This is a genomic window from Sphingomonas sp. PWP1-2, from assembly GCF_049898305.1.
Classification (GTDB): domain Bacteria; phylum Pseudomonadota; class Alphaproteobacteria; order Sphingomonadales; family Sphingomonadaceae; genus Sphingomonas; species Sphingomonas glacialis.
Genome location: NZ_JAFCXM010000016.1, coordinates 1 through 12,689, shown reverse-complemented (window position 1 = coordinate 12,689; position 12,689 = coordinate 1). Strand labels below are relative to the sequence as shown.

Annotated in this window: 13 protein-coding genes and 4 pseudogenes; 11 read left to right on the top strand and 6 right to left on the bottom strand. The window is 58.0% G+C overall.

Translation table 11 applies throughout. The features are described 5' to 3' along the window. The 3 genes and pseudogenes from ACP7C5_RS18980 to ACP7C5_RS18970 all read right to left on the bottom strand — a co-directional run. On the bottom strand, nt 1-425 hold a 425-nt coding region (locus tag ACP7C5_RS18980; RefSeq protein WP_426265483.1), incomplete at its 3' end, for a transposase. Nucleotides 426-1,391: 966 nt separating this feature from the next. After that, a pseudogene (locus ACP7C5_RS18975) lies at nt 1,392-1,544 on the bottom strand (IS30 family transposase); the annotation flags it as partial. 312 nt (nt 1,545-1,856) lie between these two features. Further along, nucleotides 1,857-2,258 (bottom strand): MucR family transcriptional regulator, encoded by a 402-nt coding sequence (locus tag ACP7C5_RS18970; protein ID WP_426265482.1) that lies wholly within the window; start codon nt 2,256-2,258, stop codon nt 1,857-1,859. 589 nt (nt 2,259-2,847) lie between these two features. On the opposite strand from ACP7C5_RS18970, the gene ACP7C5_RS18965 reads away from it, so the two are divergent. Both ACP7C5_RS18965 and ACP7C5_RS18960 read left to right on the top strand, forming a co-directional pair. Further along, nucleotides 2,848-3,108 (top strand): DUF6894 family protein, encoded by a 261-nt coding sequence (locus ACP7C5_RS18965; RefSeq protein ID WP_426265481.1) that lies wholly within the window; start codon nt 2,848-2,850, stop codon nt 3,106-3,108. 279 nt (nt 3,109-3,387) lie between these two features. Further along, nucleotides 3,388-3,666 carry a DUF6894 family protein gene (locus ACP7C5_RS18960; RefSeq protein WP_426265480.1) on the top strand — a complete coding sequence of 93 codons (279 nt, stop codon included), beginning with the start codon at nt 3,388-3,390 and terminating at the stop codon, nt 3,664-3,666. 354 nt (nt 3,667-4,020) lie between these two features. Here the strand turns inward: ACP7C5_RS18960 and ACP7C5_RS18955 are convergent. After that, nucleotides 4,021-4,829: pseudogene (locus ACP7C5_RS18955) on the bottom strand (IS5 family transposase). Between the two features lie 173 nt (nt 4,830-5,002). Here ACP7C5_RS18955 and ACP7C5_RS18950 point away from each other — a divergent pair. The 4 genes and pseudogenes from ACP7C5_RS18950 to tnpB form a co-directional block, all read left to right on the top strand. Continuing rightward, nucleotides 5,003-5,656, top strand: coding sequence for a response regulator (locus tag ACP7C5_RS18950; RefSeq protein WP_426265479.1), 654 nt, complete (start codon nt 5,003-5,005; stop codon nt 5,654-5,656). Then, nucleotides 5,657-5,983 (top strand): GAF domain-containing protein, encoded by a 327-nt coding sequence (locus ACP7C5_RS18945; protein WP_426265478.1) that lies wholly within the window; start codon nt 5,657-5,659, stop codon nt 5,981-5,983. Between the two features lie 402 nt (nt 5,984-6,385). Continuing rightward, a complete protein-coding gene (locus ACP7C5_RS18940) occupies nt 6,386-6,709 on the top strand; it encodes an IS66 family insertion sequence element accessory protein TnpB (RefSeq protein WP_426265477.1) in 324 nt (107 codons plus the stop codon). Continuing rightward, nucleotides 6,688-6,792, top strand: a pseudogene (gene tnpB, locus ACP7C5_RS18935) (IS66 family insertion sequence element accessory protein TnpB); the annotation flags it as partial. The gene ACP7C5_RS18940 and the pseudogene tnpB, both read left to right, overlap by 22 nt. A 770-nt stretch (nt 6,793-7,562) precedes the next feature. Here the strand turns inward: tnpB and ACP7C5_RS18930 are convergent. After that, nucleotides 7,563-7,913, bottom strand: coding sequence for a hypothetical protein (locus ACP7C5_RS18930; protein ID WP_426265476.1), 351 nt, complete (start codon nt 7,911-7,913; stop codon nt 7,563-7,565). A gap of 138 nt (nt 7,914-8,051) precedes the next feature. Between ACP7C5_RS18930 and ACP7C5_RS18925 the strand changes: the two genes are divergently transcribed. From ACP7C5_RS18925 to ACP7C5_RS18910, 4 genes are read left to right on the top strand one after another with little or no spacing between them, the layout of a single operon-like run. Continuing rightward, nucleotides 8,052-8,414, top strand: a complete 363-nt coding sequence (locus ACP7C5_RS18925; protein ID WP_426265475.1) for a phosphonate transporter — start codon at nt 8,052-8,054, stop codon at nt 8,412-8,414. A gap of 5 nt (nt 8,415-8,419) precedes the next feature. Beyond that, nucleotides 8,420-9,703 carry a diguanylate cyclase gene (locus ACP7C5_RS18920; protein ID WP_426265474.1) on the top strand — a complete coding sequence of 428 codons (1,284 nt, stop codon included), beginning with the start codon at nt 8,420-8,422 and terminating at the stop codon, nt 9,701-9,703. A gap of 41 nt (nt 9,704-9,744) precedes the next feature. Further along, entirely contained in the window at nt 9,745-10,878 is a 1,134-nt protein-coding gene (locus ACP7C5_RS18915) for an AMP-binding protein (RefSeq protein ID WP_426265473.1), read from the top strand. After that, entirely contained in the window at nt 10,878-11,714 is an 837-nt protein-coding gene (locus tag ACP7C5_RS18910) for an EAL domain-containing protein (RefSeq protein WP_426265472.1), read from the top strand. Before ACP7C5_RS18915 ends, ACP7C5_RS18910 begins: the two co-directional genes overlap by 1 nt. A gap of 84 nt (nt 11,715-11,798) precedes the next feature. On the opposite strand, the gene ACP7C5_RS18905 is transcribed toward ACP7C5_RS18910, so the two are convergent. After that, a complete protein-coding gene (locus ACP7C5_RS18905) occupies nt 11,799-12,122 on the bottom strand; it encodes a TetR/AcrR family transcriptional regulator C-terminal domain-containing protein (protein ID WP_426265484.1) in 324 nt (107 codons plus the stop codon). Nucleotides 12,123-12,223: 101 nt separating this feature from the next. Here ACP7C5_RS18905 and ACP7C5_RS18900 point away from each other — a divergent pair. Continuing rightward, nucleotides 12,224-12,573: pseudogene (locus ACP7C5_RS18900) on the top strand (IS21 family transposase); the annotation flags it as partial. Nucleotides 12,574-12,689 lie beyond the last annotated feature (116 nt).

The window sequence follows — 12,689 nt, the reverse complement described above, 5'->3', positions numbered from 1 at the left end:
TGACAGATGTCGATGCCACGCTCGAACAGCAGATCCTCGACGTTTCGAAGCGACAGCGGGAACCGGACATACATCATCACGACCAGGCGGATCACCTCGGGTGACGAGTTGAAGCGGCGGAACGGGCTGGGGGGGGCATGGCCCTCGATTTGCGACTCATTGGGCCACGGTAGCGAACGCCTCGTTGGTCTGACAGAGCCCTCCTGGCAGATGCCTTTTGCCGCCCACCGCACAAACCGATTGTAGAGCGTCTTTCTCGGACCGTAGCAGGCGGGGGCATGTACCCACCGGCCACTCGACTTCACCACATGGATGATGCCGCTGAGCACCTGCCGGTCATCGACCCGCGCGACGCCGCGGACCTTGTTCGGCAGCAACGGACAAAGCCGCTCGAACTGGCCTCCGCTCAACCAGAACTCGCTCAAATTCAGGATCCTGCTGTTGCCGAGCCTGAATCACATTCGCGCGGCCAAGGGAATCCCATTTATGGGTCCTGACCCTAGAGCGGCCCTTCCGCAAGCGACCACTTGCAGACAGTCGCGAAAAGGCGCTCATGGCTAACTGAACCAAGGGCTGGAGCACGCTCGTGACACATTTGCCCTTACGCGATCATCTTCAATGTCAGGCCAAGGCTATTGCGATGGACGCTATGGCCGCCGTTGCCGTCCCGCGTGAAAATCGAGTACGATATGCTGCCTTGGCTGCTGATTGGCGCGCCCTTGCCGCGACCGATCAAGTTGACGACGGCTTACGCGCAGTTCTTGAACAGATCAGACGCGATTATCGCCAATAAATCACCAGCTTTTGCCATCCGTCCGTCCGGCGCATTGCGATCCGACGCGGAAGCGGAGCGGCGGCTATCTGGTGGAAACGCGGGCAGAAGGCACGCGTCCAAACCACATCGGAAATACTGTACACGCCAGCTTGCGAGATGTTCGACCCGTCTGCCGAGGGGCCTCTATACGGATGTGACCTAAACGGCTTGCGATTTTAGAACGGATATGCGGGCGGCATAGCGGTCCGCCATGCCTAGGTGCGCAAGCTGCGCAGCAATATCCCCTGGCACTTCTGCCAACTAGCGGGATTGTCGTTCGCGCACCACAAGGAATGCCATATCTTCAGATTCGGCCATGTTGATACTCCACGTGCAAGCGGGAGCCGGTCTTTGCCCTCGGTTGCCATCCTGCTCGCGGCATGATCGGTGGCGATGTCTTACTATATCACGAAAAGCCGAGCTGGTTAGGCCAAATCCCTATCTCGCTCCGTAAAGGCCGAACGACTGCTCACCACCATGTATCGCCGTTCGGGCCGCAACCCAGCGCGTACGTCGCCCGGAAGCCGATCGACCGATATCGGGCGAGAAAGCGGATCGGCTGAAATCGACGGTGGGTTCAACGGGTCGCCGCAACACGCTCTGCAAATATTTCAGAGGGCGTCCGATACATCAAGGCCTTTCTGGGGCGCTCGTTGAGTTGGCGGGCGATGGCGCTGAGTTTGGCCTGGCTATGGAGGGAGAGATCGGTCCCCTTGGGTGTGGATTGGCGCCGAAAACGGGACCCCGGTAGTTCCTCGCCAAGCTATTGAATCGGCGTCGAAGCCTTACATAACCAGGGGTCCAATCGGCGCGGATTGGGACCCCTTGATACCCATACTCTTAAAGGATTACAGGTAGTTGCTCCGCTCCGACCGGGGTCTCGCTTTCGACGCCGATCCACAGTCACCTCACCGGGCACATCCGTAAATATGCTGAAATATGCCTAAACCCAATTTACTAATCAGGCTTGCACGTCGCGCCGAAGCCGTGAGCGAGCTGCACGTACTTATCGATCCTGACCGTAATAACACGGTGGCACGGCCTAGCTCTGCGCCCTCTGCCGACCCAAGCCGTTCGCCTTGGCGAGGCCCGAACGTTTCGCGCTGTATTCAGCCGACACCATCGAATAGGAAGCGGGAAGCGACCACTTTGCACGATACTGGTCAGGGGTTAGGTCATGCATCGCAAGATGCTTCTTTATCGATTTGAAGCGCTTTCCGCATTCGAGGCAGCCAACCGAGTCCGGCTTGACGCTTGCCCGGATCGTCATGGCGGGCGTGGATACCTCAATGGCCCCGACCGTCGCAGTCGTGCCCTGAAGCCCTGCTAAGCTTTTATAGACGGCGTTGATCAGGTGCGGCACCTCTTTCGCCGCAACCACGTTCGAGGCCACGTATGCGCCTACGATGTCACCGACATGGATAAGTAATTTTGCGCTAGTCATCTGCGGCGAGCTACACCTTTTTGATCGGAATAAAACAGAAAATGGTTTAGGTGTGCTACTCGTGTAAGCCAACCTTAAACTGATTGCAGGCGATGGGGTGACCGAAGCCCGCGCATTTTGCCCGCCGTACTGGTCAATCGTGCCGCAAAGGAATACGATCCTTCAATGAACGACGATCCTAATCAGTACAGAAAGCGTGCTGACGCCGAACGTGCGAATGCAGAGGCTGCTACGCTGCCTAATCTCCGTATCCGGGCACTGCAATCGGCAGAGCGATGGGACGAGATGGCGATACGTGCCGAACGGGTCAAAGTCCTCGCGGCGGAACGGAATAATCCGAAAAGTGCTTAGCGTCATTTGCGTCGATTGCTGCTGTTCCGAACGCCTCGTCGGCGTCACGCGATAATTTTTACGGACACGGTGATATTAAACGCGACGTGATGGGTCGCCTATCGGCACGCCATGCGTGCCCCCACTCGGTCCATGAGTGGCACTCGCGCCACGCTAGGAGCGAGGTGGCAGCCAGGTTCGGGCATGTAAGATTTTTGGCTTGTTAGCGGCGTGGGTTACCTTAAGGTAAGCAAACAGGATGCTGTATCGCCTCCACCTCCGATGCGACGGTGAGATGTTCCCCGACGCACAGGGCATGGACCTTCCCGACCTAGAAGCGGCTTGCTTCCACGCAACGAAGATCGCGCAGGATATCATGGGTGAGGAAGCTAGGAACGGCAGACTCCCGCTAACATGGTCGATCGAGATGGAGGACGAATTTTGGCGAGATCGTTGCCGAAATTCCGTTCCGGGACGCGATGACTGTTCACTAGCCAACTTACAAAGTAACCGATGCTAAATCGAAAATATGGTAGTCAATGACTGGTGGCGAGTCGCCCACTGACGCGGCACGAGTGGCTTTCCCTCCGTCTACCCCCCGCTGACGGAGGGAAAGTTTAGATTGGTGAGAGCCAGCGCACCCCCGGCGCGCGGCTCAATCACCTTCGCTCTGATGGACGCAACATTGACCATAATCAAGCTTCGGTTTTCGAATTGGCGAACTCGTACGGCTTGAGGGCTTGTCAAAAATAATTAGCCCGTATCGAAAGTATCATTTAGATTAATCACATCGCGATTAATGTCGGTTAACGAACGCGGCTCAGCCAGCTGCTATACCAGTCATATGTTGTACCGTTTAAACCTCGCTTGCGATGGTGAGATATTCACCGATGAAGAAGGGGTGGAGCTACCGAACCTTGAAACCGCATGTTTTCGCGCCACGAGGATAGCCCGCGAGATTATTGGCGAGGAAGCCAAAAGTGGAAGGTTGCCCCTTTGTTGGTCCATCGAAATCACCGATGAAACTGGCGTGACCGTGGCGACCATGCCCTTCGCGGATACGGTAACGCTTCGCTAGGAAAGACGCTTTGACCGTCGTCTTTCGGCCGACGACCCGACTCAACGGTCTTGAGGTCCTCCCCAACTGCCTGCCCTCCAGCTCGAAGCCCAAAACCCTCTAACCCTCACGCAACGGCGTCCCCATATAGGGCGTGTAGGAGATGTTCGATGCCTATAGTGGAAGGCAAGTCCCTCATTGGCTGGGGCGCAGTGCGTGACACCCCTTGGCATTTCGCTGGTCTTTACGCCTCGCAAGGGGAAGCTCAAGCCAAGGCAGACCGAATGGGCGAAGGTTACGTGGCTCGGTATGGAGAGCGACAGCGCATACCCGATACATTTGCCTGCGCCGACGACCAGTGGCATTCAACGATGGCTAGGCTCTGTTGACATAGTCATTTAGGCAGAGCTTGCCGGCGGCGAGCGATAGGAATCCCAGGAAGGACGATGCGGTTTTATCGTATCGCGTGGCGATGCGGCGGGATTGCTTGAGGCGATTGAACAGGCGTTCGACCTGGTTGCGATCCCGGTAGCGTCGGAAGTCACAGGCTGCCGGTTCTCGGCGGTTTGCTTTGGGTGTGATGACCGGCAAGATTCCGCGCCACAGCAGGTCTTCGCGCACAGCGTCGCCGTCATAGCCCTTGTCGGCAAGTAGCGCTCTCGGCTTGGGAACAGGCATATCAAGCAATGCGGGAACCGCGCGGTAGTCCGAAACCTCGCCGCCGGTCAGGACGAAGCCAAGAGGGCGTCCCTGACCGTCACAGCGGGCGTGGATTTTGCTTGTAAGGCCGCCGCGGCTACGACCAAAGCCCTCCTTGGAGGTCCCCCTTTCGCGCCCGCTGCCTGAGAGTGGCCGCGGACAATGGTACTGTCGCTCATGTGGTGCCAATCGTCGGTCAGCCCGAGATCGACGAGCGTTGTGAGCATCGCGTCCCAGACGCCCTGCTCGGCCCAGCGCCGGAAGCGGACGTAGACCGAGTTCCACTTGCCGTAGCGCTCGTGCATGTCGCGCCACGGACAGCCCACCCGCAACACATGCAACATGCCGTTCAAGAACCGACGATTGTCGTGCGAAGGCCGCGCCTTACGGCCCGGCTCCGAGGGAAGCAGCACGCCGATGATAGCCCACTCCTCGTCCGATACATCGCCCCGACCCAATGCTGCCTCCAAAAGACAGCTTTGCATCAGAGATTACGCCGTTTGGGAATCCACTATGTCAACACGACCTAGGTCTGCGGACCCCAGCGGGGCCGCGCGCATAAACCAACACCCTGCCGACTAACGAAAGTGAAACCTTTTTGAAATAGAAGAGTCTTTGCTCACCGATCGCTGCTTCGGGAGCGTGTAGGGGAGAAGCGATGAGACCATCGTCAAAACAGCGAAGTGTCGTCATCGTTGATGACTCGCGAACTATCCAAGCAATGCTCAGTGTAGCATTTAGCTCTCGGCCAGAATTTAACGTCGTGGGGTTTGCAAACGACGCAAAATCAGCCGTTGAAATGGTGCGTCGCTTAACACCTGATATTGTCACAATTGATTTATGCATGCCGTATTTGGACGGCGGAGCGCTTCTTGAGCTACTTAGTGATATGACAAGCACGTGTAAAATCATTGTTTCAGATCGCGCTCTTTCGAATATTTTGCTGACCTCGAAGCTTATTCAGGCAGGCGCGGCGGCGTGTATTGCAAAAAGCGACCTGACTTTTAATCAAGATGCATTTTTCAAAAAAGTAAATGCTGCGGCGCAATCGATCGCCAACCGTTCCCGGCATACGGCGAGCACGAAAAACCCATCAAATTCGCGACATAACGCTGTTGCCATAACTGAAGATGAAGCTACTCGCGCGTTCCCCGTTCATATATATGAAAAGGAGCGGATTGATTTTGTTCAAGCATCTCGTTTAGCAAATACTGAACGACAGCGTGAATTCGATATTATCACAAAACACGTTGCTAAGCTTACGGGCTTTCCGGTTTGCTTATTAACAGTAATCGACCGAGATACACAGTAGGTGAAATCATCGTTTGGCATTGAATTATTAAGTATGCCACGGGAGCAGGCGTTCTGTAATTATACGATTTCCCAAACTGGGATTTTCATCGTGTCAAATGCTGTTGCCGACAAGCGATTTTCAAAAAACCCATTGGTTACTGGCGCTCCAGGCATTCGCACTTATGCTGGCTCGCCCATCGTCAACAGCAGTGGCGTAGCAGTCGCAGCGTTGTGCGTTATTGATACAATCGTTCGCTCCGTCTCATCGCGAGTTACCGATCAACTAGCTGCTATGTCGGAGGTCGCAGCCGAAATGATAGCTCAGCGCATGCCCGTAGCGGCTTGATGTCGAACTGTACTATTGGCAGACTTCGTACTTTAGCAGTTACATTATATATGCCGATTGGGAAGCCCATCGTGGATTGAGACATCTGATCGATTTAATTACGCAAAAAGATTGGCTGCGGGAAATTTACTAAACCTGCGCTAGGATCTTGATGTTAAGTGTCGAGTACGGACACGTTGTACGTAGTAAGCGAGGCCTGAAGGCTGCCTTGCGGGATGCTTGGCCGACGGGCTGATTGCCGCTCTTTGAGCGGAGCATCGATGGTAGACGAGATAATAGCGCCAGGGGGCGAACGAGCGAGCAGTCATACGAGTGGTCGTATGAGCGGTCGGATCCAGATCGTCGGGCGCGTTTCAGGTCGGCGGCGCTGGACCGTGGAGCAGAAGCTGGCGATCCTGCGCGATGCATTCGGGCCCGTGGGGTTCGGTTCGCGCGGCGATCGAGCGCCACGAGGGCGGCAGCGGCGCGATCTATACCTGGCGCCGGCAGGCGATGTCGGGCGCGTTGACCGGGCTGACTGTGCCGTCCCAGCCCAGCTTCGGTGAGGTCCAGATCGCCGAGCCGGCAGCGGCCTTGCCTGCACCTGTCGTCGGACAGTTTGGCCGCGGCCGGATAAGGATCGAGCTGCCGTCCGGCGTGCGGCTGACTGTCGATGCGTCGGTCGATGCCGACGCGCTGTCGCGGGTGATCAGCGTGCTGGCGCGATGTTCCTGCTTCCCCCTTTGACACGGATATTCCTGGCATGCGGCGCGACCGATATGCGCAAGGGGTTCGACGGACTGGCGGTGCTGGTGCATCAGGCATTGCAGCATTGCCGACGTCATTGCGAAGATCGCCGGCGGCTGGCCCGCATCGCGTTGGGATAAGCTGATGCCCTGGAACTGGCGCCGGGCAAACGAGCAACCCATCGCCGGCTGCTGGAGCCCATCGGGAACATCCCGCCTGCCGAAGCCGAAGATCAATATTATGCTGCCGCGGACAATATCGATATGGCTGCGTGATTCACAACCCAACGCCTCTGGTAGACCCGGCGCGGTTCAGTTTTTCGAATTGGCGAACTCGTACGGCTTGAGGACTTGTCAAACATAATTAGCCCGTATCGAGAGTATCACTTAGCTTAATCACATCGCGCCTAATGTCGGTTAACGAATGCGGCTCAACCACCAGCTATACAGAATCGCGCTGGGTCTGCAGGAGGCGTTGGGTTGTGAGTCACGCAGCCATATAAATGTTAGCTGCGGCATGACGTGCTCCCCATTTTCAAGCCGCTAATACCTTAGCTTCGGTGTCCATATGCCCTTGGCTGGGGCGGTTGGTAAATTCGGCGGGTGCCAAGGCGGCCTTAATAATTGCGCTGCTGCAGCGTGAGGAGGGCGCAACGCTGGCAGAGATGCCCGACCTGCATCGTGGTGAGATCGGTTCGCGTTACACTGACAGCACCCGTCGCTCCGCTCCCCATCAAAATATGCGGTTCGTGGATTTAGGAGTGATGCCTTCGCGCCGACGTTGGCGGAGCCACGGTAGCGAACGCCTCGTTGGTCTGACAGAGCCGGTTAGCAGGGACCCGGCTCTATCGCGGTCACACGCCTCGCGGGTCGCCATAGACGATCCCACGTCCGTCAGTTGCGACATACACGCGTCCGAAACGGCGCGGGTCGCCGGTGATGGCGCGAAAGCGTAAGCCCCATTGGTGGCCGGCATCGTTGATCCGGATCCAGAGCGCGCCGCCATCGACCGAGCGCCACACGCCGGCCTGTCCGGCGTTTCGACCGAGCGCGTGCAGCGCCGGGAAGGCCGCGCCGGGAAGGGGCTTGCCGAGGCCAAAGCCATCGATCGCGATGGTTCCGGTCGTATGGGCCCAGGTCTCTCCCGCATCGCGGCTGCGATACAGCCCGCCGTTCAGCAGCAGCCACGACCGATTTTGACACATTTGAAGCTGCGCCATCCCGAAAGGGTGAGCTTGTCCATAGTTTCTTCCCTTGAAGCCATTTTTCTTAGGGCTTGGCAGACGATTGGTTAATGGTCGGGTGCTAGTAGAAACAAGATTTCTGGAGCGCTGGTCACGACAATGAATAACGCGACGTTCGAAACAATCAGTTTAACCGATCTCCATGACATGCCGGATGGCCTGCGTGATGGCCTTCCCTTCGGTGTCGTGGGGCTAAATAAAGCCGGCATTACGAAGGTTTACAACACCGCCGAGGCCCGCATCGCCGGCCTCGATCCAAGCACCGTTCTCGGGGTCAGTTTCTTTGATGCGGTAGCGCAATGCATGAACAATTTCATGGTGGCACAGCGGTTCGAGGATGAGCCCGAGCTTGATGCGATCGTACCGTTCGTGTTGACACTGCGCATGAGGCCGACGCGCGTCAGGCTCCGCCTGTTGTCGAGCGAACACGCGCGCCTACGTTTCATCTTAATCGAGCGTTGAGCGAAATGTCAGAGCCGATGGGTGAAGAGCAAAAATTGCTCGAGTTTTTATATGCGGCCCCCGTTGGTCTGGTCGAGATAGATGCGTCCGGCGATATCACTATGATCAATCCCCACGCGATGAAGCACTTGCTTCCGCTCGTCGGTATGCGCGATGCCGGGAATCTGTTTTCGATGCTCGAAGGCTGCGCTCCCGAGCTGCGGAACATGTTCGACGACTTTACCGCCGACCGCGGGACAATATGCGATGGCCACAGGGTCGCTGTGGATCTTGGTCGATGCGACGATGTCGATCCCAAGGTGTTGGCCTGCACGCTGGTGAAATTGGACATGAACCGCGCCATCGCCACGGTCAGCGATGTCACTGTGCAGGTCGCCCAGGAACGTCGTCTAAAACAAGCTGAGACGTGGTTCGCGTCGCTCCTCAACGACGTCAACGATTATGCGGTGCTATCGATCACCGCCGAGGGCGTGGTCGTTTCCGTCAATGCTTCGTGGGAGCAGCAGACGGGCTATTCGCGAGAAATCCTGATCGGGCAACGATTGGCGCACAGCCTTCCTCTTCCTCCCGGGGGCGGACCGCTCGGCGCGCGCGAGCAACTGCGTCGTGCCTCGCGCGATGGTTGGTATCTCGACGAGAGCTGGCATTCACGCAGCGATGGTACTCGCTATTGGTGTCAGCGCCTGCTGGCGGCTCGTAGTTCCGCCGACGGAAACTTGAAGGATGGTTACACCGTCGTGCTCCGGGACGTGGCCCGGCAGGACCACGGCGCCGACGACCTTCGCCGGTTGCTTACGCAGGATCACCTTACGGGTGCCGCCAACCGATCTCACTTTCAGCAGCAGCTCGATCGCGCGCAGCGCGCCTCTGTCGAGCACGGCGAGCCGCTCTCTTTAATTATGATCGATCTCGACCACTTTAAGCGCGTCAACGATCGGTACGGACACCCGGTTGGCGATCAGGTGTTGATCCATTTTGTACGAACTGTCTCCGCCGAGCTACGACCGTCTGATCTATTAGCCCGCCTTGGTGGCGAGGAGTTCGCCGTTCTGTTGCCGGACACGGAGATCGACAAAGCCGTCAGCATCGCCGAACGGTTGCGCTTAGTCGTGGCCGATATGTCCGTGACGACCTCAACCGGTAAACTCTCCATCACCGCTAGCCTGGGGTGTGCGCTCGCAGCGGCCGGGCAGGACCTTGTTTCCACGGCTGACCGAGCCTTGTATGCGGCCAAGCATGCCGGGCGGAACACGGTACAGGTAACCTGCGCGGAATGGCTGGCTGCATGAACGCCGGGCTCCCCGGACGCGGAGCGCTAACGGCAATCCTCATGGGGGTGATCGAAGCTGAGGTCGTGCGCCAACGCGGTTTGGGTGGCGTACCGTTTCGGTTCCCCGAATCCGATGCGGCGCAGCAGGCAACACTTGATGAGGCGGGTCTAAGTATTGATTCGCTCGAACAAATGGGTGTCAAAGGCGCTATCGAGGAAATGTTCGGAGAAATCGGGATGTTTGGGACTGATGGTGATCCGGTCGAGATGCCGCCTACCATCGCATTGCTGGCGGATTGCATCATCCGGTCGTGGCGCGACTACGCGCCCAGCCTGACCGTTCAAAGTTCCGATACGACGGACGCCGCCAAGTTACACCGTCACGCGATCGCCGATCTGATGGAGGAAGCCCGCGACTTTGCCAGCCTGGTGGGCCACCGATACAGGGTCGTCGCTTTCTTGCCGCCCCAGCATATCTATGGTTTGATCTGGACGGCGCTTGTTCCGGAGATGCTGGGCGCTCCCGTATTCCGGGCGTCACTGGCCAAGCATATTGACCTGCGAGCCGGCGACCTGATCGTTGCGGTCCCGCATCAGTGGCGAGCCCTGTCGCGTCGCGATCGATTCCCCGGCGATATCATCGGAATCAGCGCGGGCGCCCCGATGGAGGACGCCGATGCGGAAGTTCTGATGGCCAAAGGCCTCATCCGGCTGATCGATGTCTATGGCGCATCTGAAACCGGCGGGATTGCGTTTCGCGAAGCGCCGAGCCGAGACTATATGCTTTTGCGGCGCTGGCGTTTCGACCAGGATCGAGCGGGTACTGACCGGATCATCCCGGCCGATGGCGCTGTTGTGTCGTTACCTGACCGTATTACCCGCTTCGGTGATCGGTTCCGCCTCGATGGCCGTCATGAGCAGGCAGTTCAAGTCGGCGGCGTGAACGTGTCACCCGACGCTGTTGCTAGACTATTGTGTGAGCATGACAGCGTCGCCGAAGCAGCGGTGCGGCTTAGGAGCAACGGTCGTTTGAAAGCATTCCTGGTGCCGCGCAACGGCGTACCGGCCGAAACGATCGTGGCGACTGTTTCGGCCTATGCCGTCACGCGACTTCCCGCACCGGCGCGCCCGGTTGCCTATAATGTGGGTGTTAGTCTTCCCCGAGGTCCACTCGGCAAAGCATTGGATTGTTGATGAGTTTCATGCAGCCTATCGATTTCGGTGGAGGCGAGCCGTTACTGCCCGATAGCCCGCCGACCGTCCGCGCAGAATGTCAGGGATGCCGGAATGGATCGAATCTTGGCTTTGACTTCACCATGGCGTTTCAGCCGATCGTCGATATCGTCGATGATCGGGTCTGGGCGTATGAAGCGCTGGTGCGCGGCATGAATGGCGAGGGGGCGGCTACCGTCCTGAACCAAGTAAGGGACGACGACGTCTACGGCTTCGACCAGGCATGCCGCGTCAAGGCCGTCGGACTCGCGGGAAGACTATTCCCGGCAGATGAGCGAACGCGCCTGTCGATCAATTTCATGCCCAACGCGGTCTATGAACCGAATGCCTGCATACGCGCAACGCTTGCGGCGGCACGAAAGGCGAGATTCGCCGAAGACAGGCTTATGTTCGAGTTTACCGAAAACGAACGAATGCGCGACAGCGCGCACGTTCGACGAATTATCGAAGCGTATCGGGAACGGGGGTTCACAACCGCGATCGATGACTTTGGCGCCGGCTATGCTGGTCTTGGCTTGCTCGCGGAACTGAACCCCGATGTCATCAAGATCGACATGGCGCTGATACATGGCATAGATACCTCTGCCACGAAGCGTGCCATCGTTGCCGCCATCGTCGGACTTACGAGCGCATTGGATATTATGCCGTTGGCCGAAGGTATCGAAACCAAAAGCGAACTCGATACACTCCGCAGTCTTGGTATACGGCTCTGTCAGGGATACCTTTTTGCGCGGCCGGCCGTCGAAGCGCTGCCACCCATTAGCTGGCCGGATGAACTCTCCAATGTTGTAATATAGTCACCCAAATCGATTTTGATGATTCATGCAATTTTTTAAGCTACGCTGTGTTAAAACTGGCCGGTTATTGATACCCAACACTCGTTACGCTTTGTGAAAAGCGAGAAACATGTCGGTCCCTTGTGTCACCCGGTCGTGGATGCTGGCACGCACGCGTTCGGCCCCACCTGCGACCGTCGGCTCTAGATTGCTGGATCCCTGCCACATGCCGAACAAAAGGTCGGCAGCCCGTTTCGGATCGGCAGCGATGATCTCTCCGCGCTCTGCTGCCGTTGTACGAAGTGCTCTCAGGTTTTTGCGCGTGCGCCCCGGCCCCAATCGCCAGAATGCTTCAGATAAGTCGGGCCGCTGTCTGATTTCGGCCGATAGCACGCCATAGTAAGCGACGCCGACCTCACTTGTGTGGATCGGCGTGCAAAAATGACCCCCTTAGCGGGGTGATCGGCGTCCAAAAGGGACCCCTCATTTCGATGGTTTAGACAGCAGCCTGGGTATTCGCAGGCGGCGAGATGGGGACGTTGGTGGTGGAGACTGTGGTTCGGGTTCGGCGTGAGTACGCCGGCGGCAAGCCGATGGAGGCGATCGCGCGGGACCTTCGATTGTCGCGCAAGGTGGTGCGCAAGGCGATCCGGGCACCGGAAGGTTCGTTCGACTATCATCGGCGGTGCAGCCGCTGTCGCGGATCGGACCGTTCTAGGAGCGGCTCGATACGCTGCTAGCCGAGAACGAGGCGCGCCCGCGTCGCGATCGGCTGCGGATGACGCGGATCCACGATCTGCTGCTGCGCGACGGCTTTGAGGGACCGTACGTTGCGGTCTGGCGCTACGCCACGCGCTGGGCCGAGGCGCGGCGCAAGGATGTCAACGCCGGTCGGATTCCAGGCCAGCGGGGCGGAGTAAAAGCAGGCCATTGTTGATGCGGGCCTGACGATATGAAGAGGGCCCCGATCGGGGCCCTCTTCATATCGTTGTCGTC